The 19,295-nt window shown below is 40.3% G+C and carries 14 protein-coding genes, 1 tRNA gene and 1 pseudogene; 3 read left to right on the forward strand and 13 right to left on the reverse strand.

The window, feature by feature from the left end; all coding sequences use genetic code 11:
• The 9 genes and pseudogenes from ACF8FD_RS07015 to efp form a co-directional block, all read right to left on the reverse strand.
• Positions 1–839: site-specific integrase (locus ACF8FD_RS07015; protein ID WP_279679159.1), on the reverse strand; the 839-nt coding region annotated here is incomplete at its 3' end.
• A 175-nt stretch (positions 840–1,014) separates the two neighbouring features.
• Positions 1,015–1,091: transfer RNA gene (locus ACF8FD_RS07020), tRNA-Val, on the reverse strand.
• A 43-nt stretch (positions 1,092–1,134) separates the two neighbouring features.
• Complete coding sequence (locus tag ACF8FD_RS07025) at positions 1,135–3,126, reverse strand: DUF3488 and transglutaminase-like domain-containing protein (RefSeq protein WP_234303699.1); 1,992 nt, start codon at positions 3,124–3,126, stop codon at positions 1,135–1,137.
• Between the two features lie 10 nt (positions 3,127–3,136).
• Complete coding sequence (locus ACF8FD_RS07030; RefSeq protein ID WP_234303700.1) at positions 3,137–4,036, reverse strand: DUF58 domain-containing protein; 900 nt, start codon at positions 4,034–4,036, stop codon at positions 3,137–3,139.
• Between the two features lie 16 nt (positions 4,037–4,052).
• Positions 4,053–5,009 (reverse strand): AAA family ATPase, encoded by a 957-nt coding sequence (locus ACF8FD_RS07035; RefSeq protein ID WP_392453295.1) that lies wholly within the window; start codon positions 5,007–5,009, stop codon positions 4,053–4,055.
• 120 nt (positions 5,010–5,129) lie between these two features.
• Positions 5,130–6,148: pseudogene (locus ACF8FD_RS07040) on the reverse strand (2-dehydropantoate 2-reductase).
• Between the two features lie 241 nt (positions 6,149–6,389).
• Entirely contained in the window at positions 6,390–6,692 is a 303-nt protein-coding gene (locus ACF8FD_RS07045) for a YbdD/YjiX family protein (protein ID WP_004693572.1), read from the reverse strand.
• Between the two features lie 10 nt (positions 6,693–6,702).
• Positions 6,703–8,805: a carbon starvation CstA family protein gene (locus tag ACF8FD_RS07050; RefSeq protein WP_201706352.1), complete on the reverse strand. Its 2,103-nt coding sequence runs from the start codon at positions 8,803–8,805 to the stop codon at positions 6,703–6,705.
• Positions 8,806–8,973: 168 nt separating this feature from the next.
• Positions 8,974–9,543 carry an elongation factor P gene (gene efp, locus ACF8FD_RS07055; RefSeq protein WP_004693574.1) on the reverse strand — a complete coding sequence of 190 codons (570 nt, stop codon included), beginning with the start codon at positions 9,541–9,543 and terminating at the stop codon, positions 8,974–8,976.
• A gap of 309 nt (positions 9,544–9,852) precedes the next feature.
• Between efp and epmB the strand changes: the two genes are divergently transcribed.
• The 3 genes from epmB to ACF8FD_RS07070 are packed head-to-tail and all read left to right on the forward strand — an operon-like array spanning position 9,853 to position 14,740.
• Positions 9,853–10,869, forward strand: coding sequence for an EF-P beta-lysylation protein EpmB (epmB, locus tag ACF8FD_RS07060; RefSeq protein WP_234303701.1), 1,017 nt, complete (start codon positions 9,853–9,855; stop codon positions 10,867–10,869).
• 17 nt (positions 10,870–10,886) lie between these two features.
• Positions 10,887–12,632 (forward strand): GTPase, encoded by a 1,746-nt coding sequence (locus tag ACF8FD_RS07065; protein ID WP_234305101.1) that lies wholly within the window; start codon positions 10,887–10,889, stop codon positions 12,630–12,632.
• Positions 12,614–14,740, forward strand: a complete 2,127-nt coding sequence (locus ACF8FD_RS07070) for an EAL domain-containing protein (protein WP_279679161.1) — start codon at positions 12,614–12,616, stop codon at positions 14,738–14,740. Before ACF8FD_RS07065 ends, ACF8FD_RS07070 begins: the two co-directional genes overlap by 19 nt.
• Before the next feature lie 143 nt (positions 14,741–14,883).
• Here ACF8FD_RS07070 and rpmE read toward each other — a convergent pair whose 3' ends face one another.
• The 4 genes from rpmE to ACF8FD_RS07090 all read right to left on the reverse strand — a co-directional run bounded on the left by rpmE (position 14,884) and on the right by ACF8FD_RS07090 (position 19,130).
• Positions 14,884–15,111, reverse strand: coding sequence for a 50S ribosomal protein L31 (gene rpmE, locus ACF8FD_RS07075; RefSeq protein WP_004693579.1), 228 nt, complete (start codon positions 15,109–15,111; stop codon positions 14,884–14,886).
• Positions 15,112–15,316: 205 nt separating this feature from the next.
• Positions 15,317–16,297 carry a bile acid:sodium symporter family protein gene (locus ACF8FD_RS07080; protein WP_279679162.1) on the reverse strand — a complete coding sequence of 327 codons (981 nt, stop codon included), beginning with the start codon at positions 16,295–16,297 and terminating at the stop codon, positions 15,317–15,319.
• Between the two features lie 167 nt (positions 16,298–16,464).
• Complete coding sequence (gene gloA / locus ACF8FD_RS07085; RefSeq protein WP_010326466.1) at positions 16,465–16,866, reverse strand: lactoylglutathione lyase; 402 nt, start codon at positions 16,864–16,866, stop codon at positions 16,465–16,467.
• 122 nt (positions 16,867–16,988) lie between these two features.
• The gene (locus ACF8FD_RS07090) at positions 16,989–19,130 is read right to left on the reverse strand and encodes an AmpG family muropeptide MFS transporter (protein ID WP_279679163.1); all 2,142 of its coding nucleotides are present in this window, start codon (positions 19,128–19,130) and stop codon (positions 16,989–16,991) included.
• Positions 19,131–19,295: the final 165 nt, after the last annotated feature.

Raw genomic sequence — 19,295 nt, forward strand, 5'->3', positions numbered from 1 at the left:
GCCAGCCCTACTTTTTCTTTACGACGTTCCCACATTAACCGAAAAGTATTCTCAGACTGAGGAATCAACTTATCCCCTCCATGATTGATTAGATCTAGAAGTGCCAAAGCCTTTTTAGTCAGAGGAACATTACGAGCATCACCATTTTTAGTTTTAGGTAAATGAACATGCCGATCATAAATTTCTGACATTGTGATACCTAGAATTTCACCACGGCGCATTGCTGTTTCCAATGCAAATAGAAAAGCCCAGGCAACATAATGCTCTGGCAATGTCGGTGTCTGCCCTTCACGATAATTCAATCCCTCTAAAATGAGCTGAATTTCTTCATCACGAATACGTCGATTACGCGCTTTAGGTTTGGCCGGTTTCTTAATACCCATCCATGGATTGGCTTCCAATAAGAAAAGCTCTTTAACTGCATAGCTAAAAACTGATGAGTACAGCGCAATTTCTCGCAGTACTGTATTTGCTCCAACTTGTTTTAAGCGCTTATTGCGCCAGATAGTTAAATGCTGTGGTGTGATGTCATGAATCGACATATCTGCCAGTGCACCAAACTTTTCATCAAACGGCGCTAATTGCTCTTTGACGTATTTGGATCCACGAAGCTTTCGCCCATGCTCATCATAATATTTATGAAAAAGTGTTTTGAATGGATAGTGCTGTTTTACGCCCAGATCTTCAGAGAGTTTATTTGCTTTTGCCTCAAGCATCTTTTGCGCAGCCCATTGCTCGCATTCTTTTACGGTATCTCTGGTTGCTGAATATGTAGTTCCAGCAATCATTATTTTAATTCTGTAGCTTTCACCGCGCTTGACCGCTTTAGGCATTTTCATGATCTATAACTCTATATTCTTGGTCTAATCTTGGTCTAAATTTAACTGCATTATCGGCAAAAAGTAGCGATTTTACGGATAGTGTTGTTAAGGGTAGACTTTATTCAAGACAACAAAAAAGGGTTTTAAGCTATTGTTTTCGCTTAAAACCCTTATAACATAACGTTTAGAATCTTGGTAGGTATATCCAGACTCGAACTGGAGACCTCTACGATGTCAACGTAGCGCTCTAACCAACTGAGCTATACACCTGAAGTAAAAGCATAATATTCACTTTTAAAAAGTATGACAAGCGCTATTTCTTGTTTTTTAAAGCAGATGCACAAGTTTTAAGCATCCGTTTAAATTGTTGAATATTTTTTGAATTCAACGTATTGGAATAACGCATTTGTTGATAATAATCAGCTGCCTGATGAAATAAAACTTGCTGTTCAGGTTTAACATCTTGAGCTAAACGCAACAACCATTTGTTTACCGTTTCGGCATCTTGTTTACGCTGCTCTGCTATTAGGCTTCGAGAAAAAGACTGAACGACAATGTCATATTCAGAAGTTTGAGCACGTTTATGCCAAAATATAACGCCCCAGTACAGTAAAACTAATCCACCAATGCTAATCATAATCAGCAATACCAATGAATAACTAGATTGGAGTCCTAGCTTCTGTAACCATCCTCGTTGAGTCTCTGCATTATAGCCAACCACCTTACTTTGCCATTGGTAGCTTGCATAATCACTCCAAATGCGCATTTTGTTTAATACCGAATAGCGCTGTACATGCCATCGACTACTATCACCCCAAACACTGGCATCTTGGCTCATTAAATCTTGCATACCCTGTTCAATACGCTGTGGTGCAATCATGGCTGTTGGGTCATAGCGGTTCCAGCGTCCATCCACAAAGACTTCCGTCCATGCATGCGCATCTAACTGTCGAACTTCCCAACTTTTTGCATCTGGTGAAGGCTGACCACCTTGATAACCAACCACGATACGGGCAGGAATTCCCACATAACGCATCAGCATCGCAAAACTAGAGGCATAATGTTCACAAAACCCTTGTTTGGACTGAAACAAAAACTCATCAATACGATGCTGCCCCAACAAGCCTGGCTGCAAGGTATAGCTAAAGCCATTATTACGATACCATTGCAAAACATTTTGGATATAACGGTTCGGATTGTCATTACTTTGTTTAAAGAGTTGTTGTGCAAATTGTTGTGCTTTCAGATCTATTTGCTCAGGCGCTTTTAAGTTAATACTTCGTTGCACATTGGATAATTTAGTTTGAGTAAGTTGGACATTTCCCATCCATTGTAGTGAAATCGGCTCTACACGCTGTACTTGACGATAAGCCTGAATACTCCAATCCTGACGTAGCTGATAACGTCGCTCTAAAGGTTGTGAATATTCCAATCCCATGATCCAAGGAATCGCGGCATCAGCGGGTAAATATTGATAGTTCCATTTTTTAGATGCAGATATTTGGCCTAGCGTCTCATTTGCAATACTTTGCTGATTGATCAAACTACCGGTCCACTTTTGACCATTATACTGATCTAAGACCATCGCGCGCCAATAAAGCTCTGAACGATTTGGGAGCTGAGTGACATCACCAATAATACGAAAAGCCAAATGACTGGACTGGGATAATTGCGCAATATCTCCAGGTGACATACTGTCACTCATGCCTGTCACTGCTTTATTTTCAGGAATGGGAATATGCCAAAGTGGGGGTAAACGCGGAAAAAAGATAAACAGCAGCACAAAAAAAGGCAGTGCGAGACCTACAAATTTAATGACGTGTTTTGCATCTTGCCTTAATGCCATACGATTCGAGTTTTCAGATGCAAAAGCATGGGTTTGCACTCGATACAGCCCCAACAAACAACTCAATAAACACAGCAAAACCATGGCAGCCGTCATAAATGACTGACTATGTAAAAACATACTCGCCGCAACAAATAAAGCAAAGTTAAACAAAATGATCACATCACGCTGCGTTTTTGTTTCTAAGGCTTTCGCAAAGAGAAAGATGCTTAAAACAGCTACGCCCGCTTCTACCCCTAAAAAGCTTTGATAGCTCCAAAAAGTGACCGCTAGAGCAACAAGGGTCAAAATGTAAATTGCCCATTTCGGGAAATGGTTGCCCGTGGATTTCATGAAATACCATAGACAGCCGATACAAATGGCGAAAATGACACTCAATAGCACAGGACTAAAACTTAGTTGTGTGATCCAAATCAAACTTAGTGTCAGTACAATGGCAATACGAATAGAAGAATGCATACTGTTCTCGCTATGCCTGCGCCAAAAGTAATTTGGCTTGAAGGTATTGTTCTCGTCCTATCCCTTTGGCTAGTTCAGTATGGGGGAAATACAGTGCATAGGCATACTGCAACTGCTCACATTGTTCAACCAAGCCCATCATCAAGCTTAACTTTTCTTCATGCGAAGGACTCGGCATATGTGCATAGTGAATGTCTAAACTGTGTTGATCCTGATGTTGCTCAAAGACTTTAATAAATAAACCTTGTGCTTGTGCCACTTGTTTCCATGAAACTGCCTGTAAAGAGTCGCCCTCTTTAAAATTTCGTAATTCTCGAAATTCATCCATGTCCGGTTCAAAACCGTGCTGTTGCTGTTTATTTTCTGCCGCTAAAGACTTAGCTTTAGGCGCTATCCACACAGGTGCTTGGATAAAAAAATAACTCCATGCACGAACGAGACCAAATGGATAAGTCGAGTAAATTTTAATCTCGGGAAAACTAAACTGTCCGCGCTCTTTTGGAAAAAAATTTAAATCGACCACCTGATGGGTATCTTGAATAAACAACTGTTCTATATGATCAGCATAAGCGAGCCAAAGGTATCGAGGCTGTGAATGCTGTTGTTTGAAATGCATTTGTAATTGCAATGCACTCTCAACCTGCCCTATTTCAGGCAATACAAGATCAACACTTAACCCATGTAGCTGTTTAAAGGTCAAATAAAAACTCATACACAGCACGGCACTGATTAAAAAACAAAACGCTAAAATTAAGTTATTGGCATAATTCACCCCAGCAATAAAGGTGATTAAAATCAGCACCACATATACATATCCTTGCTGATAAATAAACACCAGTACATCTTTTTGGGTCAGTTGTTTTTCAGCCTTAAATTTAAAGCGTTTATTGATCCAGTTTTGCCACAGCATGCGTCAGCTTATCCTATTAGTGAACTTTGACTTGCTTCATAAGCTGCTCAGTTTCAGCTTCACCCAGCCCAATACGATGCGCGGTCACTGCGACAAATACAGCCTGTACATCATCGGGTGTAACAAATGCACGGGCTTTAACCAGAGCATAGGCTTGTGCTGCTTTCTTCAAAGCCAGTACGCCACGTGTAGATAACCCATGTCGACCTTTACGAGTCTCAGCCACCAAATCTAAAATATAATCCAAGACTTCCTCAGACAAATAAATCTGTGGCACCAAAGTTTGTAAGGCAAGAATGTCTTGTTCAGAAAATACAGTCATCAACTGCTGAATCAAGTCATGACGGGATTGTTGCTGCAATAAAGCCTTTTCTGCCTGACGGGATGGATAACCCAAAGATAAACGCATAAGAAAACGGTCGAGCTGTGACTCTGGTAGTGCATAAGTTCCACTTTGAAAAAGTGGGTTTTGCGTTGCAATTACCCAAAAAGGCTGCGGTAGTACATAACGACTTGCATCGATTGTCACCACACCCTCTTCCATCGCCTCTAAGAGCGCACTCTGCGTTTTCGGACTACAGCGGTTAATTTCATCTGCGAGTAAAATTTGAGTAAAAATTGGCCCTTGCTTAAACTCAAACAGATGTTCTTTTTGGTTAAACATATTCACCCCAATCACATCGCTTGCCAGCATGTCATTGGTAAACTGAATCCGTTTAAATTGAAGACCAGCCAAATGGGCCAAGCTACTGGCCAATGTGGTTTTGCCTAAACCAGGCAAGTCTTCAAATAAGATATGCCCACCAGCTAAAAGGCTGCATAAGGCTAATTGGGTTTGTTGATTTTTATCTAAAACGATTTGATTAACTTGATTGAGGAATTCTTGGATTTTTGGATAAAAAATACTTAACTCTGATTCATCGAGCATGTCATATTGCAACGTTTCTACCGTTTTCTCTTTTCCCCAAAGCACCTTATTCTCCCCAATCAAAATATAAATCAAGGTTTAACATACAGGTTTTTCAACCATACTCAAAGATGATCCTTATAAATATTCAATGATTTGCGTATGAATGACTTACCTCACCTCAAGCTATTGTTTCGATGCCGATTTCAACTGATCTTTTACAGCATCTGCGCTCATTGAAAATGATAGAGATGATTTCTCTGCTTGCTTAATCAATTCTATGAGTCGTGCATTGATTGGAGCCTGTCTACCACATTGCTCTGCAAGTTTTAAAACCTCACCATTAATCCAGTCGACCTCTGTGGGGCGACCTGCAATTAAATCATCTTGCATAGACGACCGGGCTAGTGGATCGATTGCCAACATTTTACGACTTAATAATTTAAATAATGGATTGGGTAAACTCAGTAATTTTGGAATCAAATGGGTCGGAACTGCGGTTAACTTTGCAGGTTTAATTTGTGCATAATCAAGCAGTGCTAAGGCTTCCTGCTGCGCCATTGCCACACATGGGCGATATTTATGAATCGACAATTGTTCCTTTAACGGTTTTTTTGACAATGCATTGATTGAATTATTTAAATTAAGTAAAAGCTTGGCCCACTGCACAGCCGGCATGTCTTTTTCAAAAACAATCTCTAACCCTGCTTTTTGAAATGCATTCTCAAGCAAATTTTGATTCGGATATTGCTTAACACTTAATGCACCAGAGGTACCTTGATGATAATGCCCAGCTTCTTGCGTGGCGACGTTAAAAGGAACCATTCCCTCTAAAATCATTTGCTCTTGCAAAACCCTTTTTAAAATAGGGACATTGCTTAAACCATTATGAAAGCTGATGATCAGCGGTATTTTAGTTCCTAAATATTCTTTAAGTTCATGCGCAACTTGTTCCGTTGCTGCCGATTTCACACAAATAAAAACAACATCAGCATTCACAACCTGAGCAGGATCAGTCGTTAGTTTGAGTTGATGAGGTGCAAGTTTGATCTTTTTGCCTAAATAATCAGTTAAGACTAAGCCCCATTGGGAAGCTCTGCATGAATACGTGGACGCGTGATAAAAGTAACATCATTACCTGCAGCAACCAACCTTCCGCCTAAATAACACCCAATGCTTCCAGCACCATAAATATATATTTTCATTCAATTTCCCTTTGCAAACATTCCAGTATTTTAAGAACTATAACAATCAAAAGCTGTCAAATATACAACATGAACCTTTTATGCCTCACACTCCGTGTTGCGTTATGATTTAAGCCGTGATGTAACAACTTGCTTCATGCAAAAAGTACACTGTCGAATCTAACACGAGCAACCGCATGTAATTGAGTATTTTCACAAAAAAAACGGCACCGAAGTGCCGTCTTTGAATTGATTAATTATATTAACATGGGCACTTTTTCATGCCATTCGTTGCAGATGGATAACGCGCATCGACACAGTGACGATAAAAAGTTTTAGCATCCATCGCTTCTAAATCAGGATGGTGCTTTTTCATATGCTCCAAATAGTTTGGATAATCAGGCACTCCCACCATCAAGCGGAAACTTTGCTGCAAACGTTGCCACAGCGTCGCAATTCGAGACCAATTTTTAGGGTTCAGAATCAAATCTTTCTGCGACATCACGGTCATTTTAATGATTTTATAAATCATCGTTTTTCCACTTTTAGCAAATTTTAGATTCATCTGACTCTCCTTAATGTCCAGCTTTTGATGGCTGAATGTCTTCAGGATCACGATAAATGGCTTCTGCTTCATGCACAGTCGGAACTGGGCTTGCCAATGCACGACGAATCACTCTAATCGCAGCAAAGAGCATCACAATCGCCACAATCATAAAGAATCCACACAGTGCAGCATTGATCTGATTCGACATCGCAACAGTCTGCATTTCAGCAACCGTTTTTGCTGGTGCTAAAATTTCATTGTTTGCAATTGCATTGTTAAAGCGTTCAGCTTGTGCCAAGAAACCAATTTTTGGATTTTCGTGGAAAATTTTCTGCCAGCCCGCTGTCATACAGGTTACCAACAAGAATATGGTCGGGATAATCGTGACCCATACATACTTCTCTTTCTTCATTTTGAAGAGGATAACCGTACCTAAGATCAATGCCATTGCTGCAAGCATTTGGTTACCCACACCAAACAGTGGCCATAAGCTATTGATCCCCCCGAGTGGATCGACGACACCTTGGTAAACAAAGAAGCCCCAACCCGAAACTGCAACCGCTGTACCCAACAAGTTTCCGAAGAAGTTATGTGAGTTTTTCACCGCAGGAATCACAATACCCACGGTGTCTTGCACCATGAAACGACACGCGCGCGTACCTGCATCAACTGCCGTTAAAATAAATAGTGCTTCGAATAAAATGGCAAAGTGATACCAAAACGCCATCATTTCACGACTATTGAAAATTTCCGTAATGATGTGGGCCATACCAATGGCAAAAGTTGGCGCACCGCCAGTACGTGAAAGAATGGTGCTTTCACCCACTTCTTGAGCCAGTAAAGTTAATGTTTCTGGAGTAACAACAAAACCTAAGTTACGAACAGCTTCAGCTGCAGTGTCGACACTTGTACCCAGTAAAGCGGCTGGTGAGTTAATCGCAAAATATACACCGGGATCAAGCACTGCTGCACAGATCAGAGCCATGATTGCAACAAATGACTCCATGAGCATACCGCCATATCCGATCATACGAATATCACGTTCATTGTTCACAAGTTTTGGCGTGGTGCCTGACGACACTAAAGCGTGGAAACCTGAAATTGCGCCACAGGCAATGGTAATAAATAAGAATGGGAACATTGAACCTGCAAACACGGGACCAGTACCATCAATAAATTGCGTGAATGCTGGCAGCTTCATTTCTGGCATTGCGAAAATAATACCGACTGCCAAACCTGCAATAACACCAATCTTTAGGAAGGTTGATAAGTAATCGCGTGGTGCAAGCAATAACCACACAGGCAGTGCCGAAGCCACGAAACCATAAATAATCAGTGCCCAAGTCAACTGAGTGCCAGACAGTGTAAAGAGCGCACCCCAATATGGATGCTGTGCAATATTTTCACCGTAGACAATGCCGAGCATCATCAAAACGAAACCAATAATAGATACTTCTGCAATTTTACCCGGGCGGATAAAACGCATGTAAATTCCCATAAAGAGTGCAATTGGAATCGTTGCAGCAATACTAAATACGCCCCACGGGCTGTGTGCAAGTGCTTTGACCACAACCAGTGCCAAAACAGCAAGGATAATAATCATTACCCCCAATGCACCAAGCATGACCACAATACCTGCAAAAGTTCCAAGCTCTTGCTTTGCCATTTCACCGAGTGAGCGTCCATCACGACGGGTAGAAATAAACAACACCAAAAAGTCTTGTACTGCACCTGCAAGCACGACACCGACAAGTAACCAAATCGTGCCAGGTAAATAGCCCATTTGCGCTGCTAAAATAGGCCCTACTAATGGACCTGCACCTGCAATCGCTGCAAAGTGATGTCCAAATAGAACACTTTTGTTGGTTGGAACATAGTCCAGACCATCATTCAAACGATGCGCGGGAGTTAAGCGACGTTCATCAAGCTCAAAAACTTTATTTGCAATAAATAAACTATAGAAGCGATAAGCAATACTATAAATACAGCCCGCAGCAAGTACGAGCCAGATGGCATTGACATGCTCACCACGACTCAGTGCCAATATCCCAAAAGAGACTGCACCGACGATGGCTACCAGTAGCCAGATGATTTTTGAAGTCAGGGTTGACTTCGGCTGAACAGATTCCATTTCAATCCCTCATATTTGTTGCATTCAATCAGCGTCTTTAATTATTCGAGGTACTGCTGTTTTCCTTTGCGACTTTACTCTGCATCTCCTTGTTTTGATCTAATACTTTGGCATAAAAAAAGGGATGATTTTCATCATCCCTTCCGATAATAGTCTATTTTTAAACCATTATGCACGTTCTAAATAATCGCCAGTACGCGTATCTACACGAACGCTTTCTTCTTGCTGTACAAATAATGGAACACGTACTACAGCACCTGTTTCCAATTTTGCAGGTTTACCACCACCGCCAGAAGTATCACCACGTACACCCGGATCAGTTTCAACAATTTTCAAAACTACGAAGTTTGGTGGGTTTACTGTTAATGGCACGCCATTGAACAACATAATGGTACATTTTTCATTTGAATCATCTTTTAACCATTTTGCAGCATCGCCCATTGCTGTTTTGTCAGCAGCGATCTGTTCAAATGATACAGGATCCATGAAATTCCACATTTCGCCGTCGTTGTACAAGTATTCCATTTCTACTTCTACAATGTCAGCCGCTTCTAAAGAATCACCAGACTTAAATGTTTTTTCTAAAACTTTACCAGAACGTAAATTACGTAGTTTTACGCGGTTAAATGCTTGACCTTTACCTGGCTTTACATATTCATTTTCCATGATTGAACATGGGTTACCATCAAGCATAACCTTAAGGCCTGACTTGAAATCATTCGTAGAATAATAGGCCATGACTGGCGCACTCCAAACTAACTAACTTAAATATTTATGTCTTTATCTTAGACACCAAAGCTTTGAAAAGCTGGGCTGTAAAGATAGGGCATCTTTTTTGATGCCTCGTATTGTAAATGAGCAAGGTGTTATGAAGCAATGAAAATCCACTGCCTATAAGCCGAAGATCTTGATAAAATAGCCCCGTTCCGCGTGTTTTTGTGTATTGAAAAAGCCTTTTTAGACCGCACACATCCGAACAACTCGTTTTGACATCACTCGATTTGATGACCTAACTTTCTTTTGACCTAGTATTTGACCCCTTATTGCATGACTCATTATTTGTACCAAGAGCAAAATTGGCAAGCTCAACTCAGTGATTTAATTACTGACCCTTTAGAATTACTTAACATTCTAGAGCTTTCTCCTGAGCAACTGCTGTCAGGCGCACTGCTTGCATCAACCCAATTTAAACTCCGTGTTCCCCGTGTTTTTGTGACAAGAATGCAAAAAGGTAATCCGCTTGATCCTTTACTCCTTCAAGTCCTGCCCCATCATCTTGAGCTTGAAGAACATCCCGACTTCGTGACCGACCCCTTGGGTGAGGAACAAGCCAACCAACAACCCGGTGTTTTGCACAAATATAAAACTCGTTTCTTACTTACGCTAACTGGGGCATGTGCCGTTCATTGTCGTTACTGTTTTCGTCGACATTTCCCCTATCAAGAGAACCTACCAAAGTCAGAAGATTGGATCAATATTCAACACTATATTCAGTCTCAACCTGACATTAATGAAGTCATTTTGAGTGGCGGAGACCCCTTAACGCTGTCCAATCGTAAAATAAAATTATGGATTGAACGCTTAGAAAGTATACCCCAACTTAAATTTTTGAGAATTCACTCACGAGTTCCTATCGTAATGCCTAACCGTGTCGATGATGAGCTAATTTCCATCTTAAAAAACAGTAGGCTGCGCATTATTCTAGTGGTACACTCAAATCATGCATCGGAATTGGATGATCTTACCTGCCGTCAATTACAGCAATTAGTCGCAGAAAAAATCACCGTTTTCAATCAGGCGGTTTTATTGAAAGGGGTCAATGATCACGTTCAAATTTTGACAGATTTGAGCTACCGTTTATTCGATGCAGGTGTATTGCCATACTATTTACATGTTTTAGATAAAGTAAAAGGGGCTCACCATTTTGATTTAAACTCGCAAGACATTGATTTGCTGTATCAAGGATTATTGGCGAATCTACCCGGCTATCTGGTTCCCAAGTTGGTCAGGGAAATTGCGGGAGAAAAGAATAAGACACCACTTTTCGGGGTTTCAACTTTTTGAGTTAAATAATAACGATGATGACGACGAGTACTTCAGATATCTTCCAAAAACCAACCGAATTAAAGTTGGATAAGCTTAGTTTCTGCCCAAGCACAGTCAAAGGCTTACAAGAATGGTTGGCAAACTTATCCATTTTACAATTAGGTGATTCTTCTCGTTCCTTATTTCAAGCATTACTTGAAGTCTCCGAGCTCCAAGTCAGCGAAACACTTCGCTTTGATTTGGTTCAAGCACTGCATCCAAATTTAGAAAATGTGCTTACCAGTTTAGAGAAACATTTTTTTAATCAAGGCCTCATCACCACTGATCGAAATGACCATATTATTGAGCTTGCCTTATTAATGCGTAGTCATTTTGCTAAAGTCTATATCGACATTGCAAAACGTGTTTCTCAGCAAATCACTCAAAATAAGTTTTCTCTATTTGCTTTTAACCAAAAAAAGAACCTACAAACGGCTCGAACCGTATCGAGTTATTATGCTTTACAACAACTGTCACTGTTGTTGTACCAACAACACTTGCTCTATAGCTCCCCGATTCCGGGTCAGTGGCTAGCAGCTCATCAACTCTTGGATTCTGCTATTCAAAATAACTTCTATTTGACCAACATTAATCAAATACAAGGCACGCAGCATCAACTGAGCAATATTAGTCAAGCCTATGCGCAGCTCATTCTATTGGATATTTTTAATACCCATCAAATCCGTCCAGGTGAGATTCAAGGGCTGTTTTTGTGTAGCTTTGATTGGGCGAAACTGATTCAAATTTTACCTAAAGAAACAACCTTATCTCGCTATATTGTCGATGCATCAAAAGATTATCCACCAACTTATAATTCTCAAAAAAACAGTCACATTCAGCCGAATATTTTTATCTCGACGCAAGCTCTGCTTGATCATCTCTCAGAGATGCAAACCAAACGCGCCGAGCCACTGTCACGCGATGAGAAGATTTTCCTTACCCCTGCTCTGCATTTTCATATTCATAACTTATTGACCAATAATATTGAACGTAAGCATGAACGTTATGAATACTCAGCCCAATTACAAATTTGTTTTGGCCTGTCAGTCGCACATTTCTATTTGTCTAAAGGCAAAAATTTTAATGAAACTTTAGAGCTAGAAGGCAACTACAACTTTCAGAATGAAAGTCACGTGATCAACTCCATGAACAGTAATATTCCTGTGGAGACAAGTTCTGCTCGTATGATTGATCGTGAATCGAAACAAATCTACCCTGCCGAAGTTTTAGATATTAGTGTGAATGGTTACCGTATTCGTTGGACTGGACCAACACCTGCACATTTAAAAACAGGTGAGTTTATTTTGGTCCAAGAAAATGCGCATAGCCAATGGCGCGGTGGTGTGATTCGCTGGATTAAACAATCAAGTGAAAAAAGCTTGGAACTAGGGTTAGAAATCTTAGCGCAAGATCTTTTCCCATGTGCTGTTATGGTAAAAACAGACCGAACCACTCAGAACTATCAACCTGCGTTATTGGTACAAACATCCCAACTAGATGAAGTACAAACCAGTCTCATTGTGCCAGGTTCGAATATGTACCGAGAAAAACAAACCATCCACTTACGTTTAGGTGATGAAGATCTTAAAATTTATTTAGTAAAAGCACATTTAATTACACAAAGTTTTATTCGTTTTGATTATGAATTGTTGAATGACCAACAAGAACCATTGGTTCAAAGTTTTATTCAAAAGCAAATGAATGCTATTAAGAATCACGATTTATGGGAAGCATTGAAGTGAGAAATCCATTATTATCTAAAAAGTTAAAACGTACGGAAACACGTTTACTCATTATTGATGATAATCAGATCCGTTATAACCAAATTCGTGACCTTTTAACTTCTAGCGATCATCAAGTTCATGCCACGTTACTGGATGACTTACAAAACTTTGAAAAACAGCTTCATCTGCCTTGGGATGTGGTGATTTTTGGTCGCGCTTATGACTTAAAGTATGAACAAGCACTAACTTTGATTCGCAACTCTAACCAAGTCAATTTACCGCTGATTTTATTAAAGCCCGATGAATATCAATCAACCCAATACGCAAGTTTTATTCGTAAAGGGGTCTATGATATTTTGGACTTAGAAGAAGCGGATAACTTTTACTTAGGTCTACTGCGTGCACTGTCATTAAGTCGTTTATTGCAAAGCCAACAACAACTCATGAATGAGCTTGAAACAGCGCAAAACCAAGCACAGGCCTTAGTTGAAGAAAGCAATAAAGCCATTGCTTTAATTCAAGAAGGGATTCATGTTTCAGCCAATGCTGAATACTTACAACTGTTCGGCCTAAGCTCTGAGGACGATATTATCGGTCAACCTTTGCTTGATATTCTCCAGCCGAAAGATGTAAACGATTTTAAAATCCGTTTTAAGAAAATTTCACAAGGTCAGTTTGATTTAGGTGCTTTTGAAATTGCTACTCTCAATAGCAATGCCCAAACTCAAAACCCTTTAAAAGTTGAGTTTTTAGCCGCACCTGAAGATGATGCGCTCCAACTGACGATTGAAGTCGAATCTGAACGGTCTGCTGCTCCATCAGTCAACACTGAAAATCATGCGATACAACCTAATACGTATCAACAAATTAACCGTGCTATGACCAAACAACCTTCTGATCAGAATGCCTTGGTTAGCTTTGCACTCAGCTCTTGTCCAGATGAAATTTTTAAAGCCAACTGGGCAACTACGCGTGATTATTTTAACAATATTTACAGCTTTTTAAATGAACAGACTCATATTCCTCTATTTAAGGCGGGTGGGCAAACCATCGTTGGTTTATTCCAAGCGGAATCACAGGCCAAACTTGAATCTAAGCTGATTGCGTTAAATGCGCTCACCAAACCACAACTCATTACGGTAGAAAACAATAGCTATCCCGTAAATTTACGCATTGGCTATACTTTGTTGAAAGGTGAAATTTCAAATCAAGATCAGTTTGAAAAATTATTATGCTCAGCCTTTAAAACCGCTTTACCGACCAATCAAGACGATTGCGAAATTGAGCAAAAAGCCAGTATTGACATGCCTGTGATTGAGTTGATTAACCCTAGTGTCAGCGATACTTTAGACACTCAAAAAACAGCAAATGAGCCTACGGTACTTAAAGCTTTACATATAGCTTTAGAGCGTGGTGAGATTCATCTTAAATATCAACAACTTTACGATAAAGAAGACACCAATTTATATACCTATGAGGTCACCAGTGGCTTTATTTATGGCAATACGTGGAAAGATATATCGAGCCTCAAAGAGTTAAGTGAAGATCACGAACTGTCTATTAAACTTGACCGCTGGATTTTAGTTGAGTCATGTAAACAGCTACACAATTTTATCACTCAGTATCCTGAAGCAAAGTTGATTGTAAACTTAAACAAAGCTGTACTGTTGAATGACCGCTCTTTCCCTGAATTTATCGCCAAACTGATTACCATTGTACGCAGTAAGTTAAGTCATCCAATTATCCTTCAGTTTTCTGAAGATGATATCAGCCAAAACATTGCTGAAGCGCAAAAATACATTGCCCAGCTTCGCCAATATGGTGCTGAAGTTTCGATTCGTGACTTTGGTAATAGTATTTATAGTGAATCTATCCTACGTCAGCTCGATATCAACAATCTCACCTTACATGAAAACTTAACTCGCATGCTCAGTAGCGACGCCAACACGGAAGAGTTGCAAGAAAAAGTTGCTGTATATCATCAATTGAAAAACATTCAAATTATGCTGCGAGATCTGAATGATATGACTTCGTTTGCCAATGCGTGGAATGTCGATGCCCGCTTTATTCAAGGCGATTATTTCCAGAAGAAACTTGATCATCTGATTGATGTGCAGGATCAGTAAAGGTTTGACCTTGGATACTAGCCTCTAAATTTCAAGGCCTCTATATAGGGTCTTTTTATGTTGTCTAGCTATTGGGCCTATGACTCTGTATCAAAATCATAGGTATAAAAAAACGGGCAAATGCCCGTTTTTTTCTTTTGCTATTAGTCGCGTTTGATAGAACGTGACATGCCAGCAAAACGTTGTTTGAACTTGTCGATACGACCGCCAGTGTCAACGTTCTTTTGCTTACCAGTGTAGAATGGGTGGCAAGCTGAACATACGTCTAGGTAAACAGTTTCTTTACCAAGTGCTGAACGAGTTTCGATTACGTTACCGCAAGAACATGTAGCAACTAAAGTTTGGTATTTTGGGTGAATATCGGCGCGCATCGTCGATTACTCCATAAAAATTAAAGAAGGTTTTGCTGTCATCGCAATTGATCACTCTCAAAATTGAGGAAAGGGCCACTTAATTAAATTAAGTCGCAGATCAACACCATAACAGACCATTCTTTTGGCCCACCGAGACGGATACCGTCAGAGCTAAGCACAACAAGTGGCAAATATTATACGAGATATAATATCAGATAGCCAATTATTCTTTCGTTTCAATTTCAGATTGCTTGGCCCAATAGTTGGCAATAATCCCACACACCATCAGCTGTATTTGATGAAAAATCATAATTGGTAAAACAATCATCCCCAAAGGTTGTCCAATAAAAAGAATCTGTGCCATTGGAACGCCACTGGCTAAGGTCTTTTTTGAACCACAGAAAAAAATGGTTTTCTGATCGGCACGGTTAAAGCCCAACCAACGTGGTAAAAACAACCCAAGCAACATAATAATCGTCAATAAGACCGAACATACAATGATCAATAGGATTAACGTACCGACACTCACCTCTTGCCATAGACCCGCTACCACAGCACCACTGAAAGCACCGTACACCACCATTAATATCGAACCCTGATCGAATGCTTTGACGATGCTTGGCATTTTTTGCATATACGGAAAGACATATGGTCGAAGTAGCTGTCCAAGGACAAAAGGAACCAATAGCAATAAGGTGATTTGAAGAATAGACGAGGTTGGATCAAAACCATGCTCTGATTGTCCCAAAATGAAAAAGGCCACCATCACAGGGGTAATAAACATCCCGATCAAATTCGAGAATGAAGCACTACATACCGCCCCAGCAACATTGCCTTGCGCGACCGAAGTAAACGCAATTGAAGACTGTACTGTCGATGGCAAAAAGCACATAAACAAAAAGCCCCAATACAGCTCCTGCCCAAGTAGTGGCACCAAAATGGGTTTTGCAAGCAAACCTAAAACTGGAAAAAGGATGAAGGTAAATGCAAAAACCAAAGCATGCAGTTTCCAGTGCATCATGCCCTGAATGACGGCTTCACGGGATAGTTTAGCGCCATGCAAAAAGAATAATATCGCAATCGCGACCGTCGTCAATACACCAAATACACTGGCCGCTTGGCCTGAAACAGGGACTAAGCTGGCTAAGAGCACCATAACAAATAGCAATAACGTAAACCGATCGAGTGCCAATAATTTCAACATATCAACATCCTGTCATTCCTCTAAAAATGAAAAAGCCCAGTGACTCATTTACCTTTGGGTAAATTCATCTTACTGAGCTATATAAGTAAAGCTAGCTTTTACAGGATATGTTCAATATTTTTTTAATTAATACTGTGCATACACACTGCATATGATCTAATAACGGCTTAGTTATTACGTGCATTACTATCTTGTTGAATCAGTTCAATTTTATAACCATCTGGATCTTCTACAAAGGCAATAACCGTTACCCCCCCCTTCATTGGTCCAGCTTCACGCACAACATTGCCACCGCGCGCTTTGATTTCCTCACAAGCTTTATAAGCATCGTCTACCGCAATAGCAATATGACCATAAGCATTACCTAATTCATAGCTGTCCGTATCCCAGTTATGTGTCAGCTCTAAAACCGTATGATTTTCTTCATCACCATAACCCACAAATGCCAAAGTAAAACGACCCTCTTCGTAATCACGCTTACGAAGTAAAGTCATACCAAGCACTTCAGTATAGAACGCCAAAGATTGTTCTAAATTGCCTACACGTAGCATGGTATGTAGCATGCGCATTGGAATTTCCTCATGATTTATTCTCAGCCCCCAATATAGGCAAAACCGTCCTATATTTCAAACCTCAACCATAAAAAAGTAGCCGCAAGAGCTACTTTTTTAATTCGGGACAAGTCGATGCTTTAACTTTGCTCAGCGCCATGCTCACGCAGAAGTTTCGCCACCCAGACTACTAAGATTAAAATTGGGATTCCAATGAGTGTGGTCAACAAGAAGAAATTTGGATAGCCAATATTAGACACAATTGTGCCTGAGTAACCACCTAGAATTTTAGGTGTCAACGTCATCAATGAACTAAAAATTGCATACTGAACCGCAGTGAAAGATACGCTGGTCAAACTTGATAGAAATGCAATAAATGCAGCACCTGCTAAACCTGATGCCAAATTATCGACAATAATCGCAAAATACAGCCAGTTTGAACTATATTCTTTAATCACCTTCCCTTTAACTTCTAACTGTCCATCAACTGCTTTATTCAAATTAATCGGTTGAAGATCAACATCTAAAGTTACAGATTTTGCAGCTGCGGGATCCACCTGATAATTCAGCGCAGTGTGTTGTTGCGCACGCTCATTTTGCATCAATATGGCATTCAGCTTTTTAGAGTTTGAATCAAGAAGCAGTTGAGCAGGGATTGCTGCGCTAAACACACCTTCTTTGTCTAACTTTGCATCAAAGCTTTGACCATCTAAGCTCAATTGAATCCTTTGGTTTTCAGCCAGTGTAGCAAGGTATTGACCTCGTACCACGATACTTCCTTCAGACTCTCGTTGATCAATCACATTATCAGCCGTGATCGGAAGCAAGAGCAATGCCGTAGATGCACCCGGTTGACTAATATAAGGCAATGTGACCGAGACAGGCTGTGAAGTATCATTTTGAAAACTGGCCGTTGCAGTTAGACGTTCACTTGCCTGAAGTTGCTCAACAGGAACCTTAATTGCCCATGCACCTGTCTCATCCGCTTGAGTTTTGAAACTTTGCTCACCAACATTGATCACAACATCATTTAAAGGTTGTCCTGATTTGACCAAACCAATAAAGATGAGATTGGTTGAACTGGCCAAGATTGCTCCGACAAACATCAATTTCATGATGTTCATACGCTGCGCCAGTAGTCCTCCTAAAAACCCACCAACCAAACTAAAAATCACCCCATAAACTTTCACCGCTTCAGCAATCTGCTCTTTGGTAAAGTTTAAGTCTTGATAGAACACATTAGAGATCACACCTGCAATGATGTCGGAAATACGGTAAAAACCAATCAACAATAGCAATACCAACGCCAACTTCACGCCATAACGCTTAAAGAAGTCAGCAACAGGATTTACCCATGTTTCATAGGCCATTTGTTTGTTCACAGCGCCCATTTTGACTAGGCTTGAACCCACTAAAAATGCAACAGCACCAGAGCCAATAAAACGTAAAGCCTCAAAACAAAACAGTGCAAAACTATCTTTGATCGACCAGAGCTGAATTAGCATTTCAGTGAGCTTGCCTGAGTAAATATAACTCAGTACAAAACTCACCACAGACACAAAGAAAACTGCCACTAAACGATAATAATCTACTCGTTTATATTCTTTACGTACCCGATCAACTTGTGGCTCACGTATGCATAAAGTGGTTGCGATCCCGACCAACATGACCGCCGCCATTGCCAAATACGTCCACTTCCACGCCTCATAAATATAGTTACCTTTGGCTGTACCCAAATAAGCCGCTAAAAATAACGCACCCGCACCTGCAACGATCATGCCGATGCGATAACCAGCGTTATAAGTTGAAGCCAACACTGTTTGCATTTGCGTTTCTGCCAGCTCAATACGATAAGCATCAATCACAATATCTTGTGTCGCAGCAGAAAAACCTAAAAGCACAGCACCCGCAGCCATTTGGTAAAGATAACTCTGACCAAGAGATGGATCTGAAAAAGCCATGATAGAAATGGCACAAATAATTAAGAGTTGTGCAATCAACAACCATGCACGGCGACGACCCAATAATTTGGTCAGCACTGGTACAGGTAATTCATCGACCAAAGGAGCCCAAACAAATTTGAATGAATAACCCAGAGCTGCCCAACTAAAAAAAGTCACCGCGCTCTTATCGATACCTGCTTCCCCTAGCCATAAAGATAAGCTCGAGAAAATTAACAGGATTGGGATACCTGCTGAGAAACCCAAAAACAGCATGATCAACGCACGGCGATCTAAAAATGCAGTAAAGGCGGATTTCCATCCTGAAGATTGTGTTGTCATTACGTTTTTGTTGTCTTAAAACCAATGCTGCTATTCAAACCCTTAATACAATTTGTTTCAACCTGATTTATAAAATCAATGTTCTATTTTTGTCGACAAACACTGCGACTTTGCTTGATCTTTTGCATTAAACCTGTATACCTTTAAGTTTCTAACGCAATCTTT

The sequence above is a fragment of the Acinetobacter sp. TYF_19 genome (assembly GCF_043105125.1).
GTDB classification, from domain to species: domain Bacteria; phylum Pseudomonadota; class Gammaproteobacteria; order Pseudomonadales; family Moraxellaceae; genus Acinetobacter; species Acinetobacter johnsonii.

What these genes read in the sequence shown, in the direction of transcription:
- ACF8FD_RS07090 (WP_279679163.1), bottom strand. Translation starts at nt 19,130, where the DNA reads ATGACAACACAATCTTCAGGATGGAAATCCGCCTTTACTGCATTTTTA.
- epmB (WP_234303701.1), top strand. Translation starts at nt 9,853, where the DNA reads ATGACTCATTATTTGTACCAAGAGCAAAATTGGCAAGCTCAACTCAGT.
- gloA (WP_010326466.1), bottom strand. Translation starts at nt 16,866, where the DNA reads ATGCGCATGCTACATACCATGCTACGTGTAGGCAATTTAGAACAATCT.
- rpmE (WP_004693579.1), bottom strand. Translation starts at nt 15,111, where the DNA reads ATGCGCGCCGATATTCACCCAAAATACCAAACTTTAGTTGCTACATGT.
- ACF8FD_RS07065 (WP_234305101.1), top strand. Translation starts at nt 10,887, where the DNA reads ATGACGACGAGTACTTCAGATATCTTCCAAAAACCAACCGAATTAAAG.
- ACF8FD_RS07045 (WP_004693572.1), bottom strand. Translation starts at nt 6,692, where the DNA reads ATGAATCTAAAATTTGCTAAAAGTGGAAAAACGATGATTTATAAAATC.
- ACF8FD_RS07080 (WP_279679162.1), bottom strand. Translation starts at nt 16,297, where the DNA reads ATGTTGAAATTATTGGCACTCGATCGGTTTACGTTATTGCTATTTGTT.
- ACF8FD_RS07025 (WP_234303699.1), bottom strand. Translation starts at nt 3,126, where the DNA reads ATGCATTCTTCTATTCGTATTGCCATTGTACTGACACTAAGTTTGATT.
- ACF8FD_RS07030 (WP_234303700.1), bottom strand. Translation starts at nt 4,036, where the DNA reads ATGCTGTGGCAAAACTGGATCAATAAACGCTTTAAATTTAAGGCTGAA.
- ACF8FD_RS07070 (WP_279679161.1), top strand. Translation starts at nt 12,614, where the DNA reads ATGGGAAGCATTGAAGTGAGAAATCCATTATTATCTAAAAAGTTAAAA.
- efp (WP_004693574.1), bottom strand. Translation starts at nt 9,543, where the DNA reads ATGGCCTATTATTCTACGAATGATTTCAAGTCAGGCCTTAAGGTTATG.
- ACF8FD_RS07050 (WP_201706352.1), bottom strand. Translation starts at nt 8,805, where the DNA reads ATGGAATCTGTTCAGCCGAAGTCAACCCTGACTTCAAAAATCATCTGG.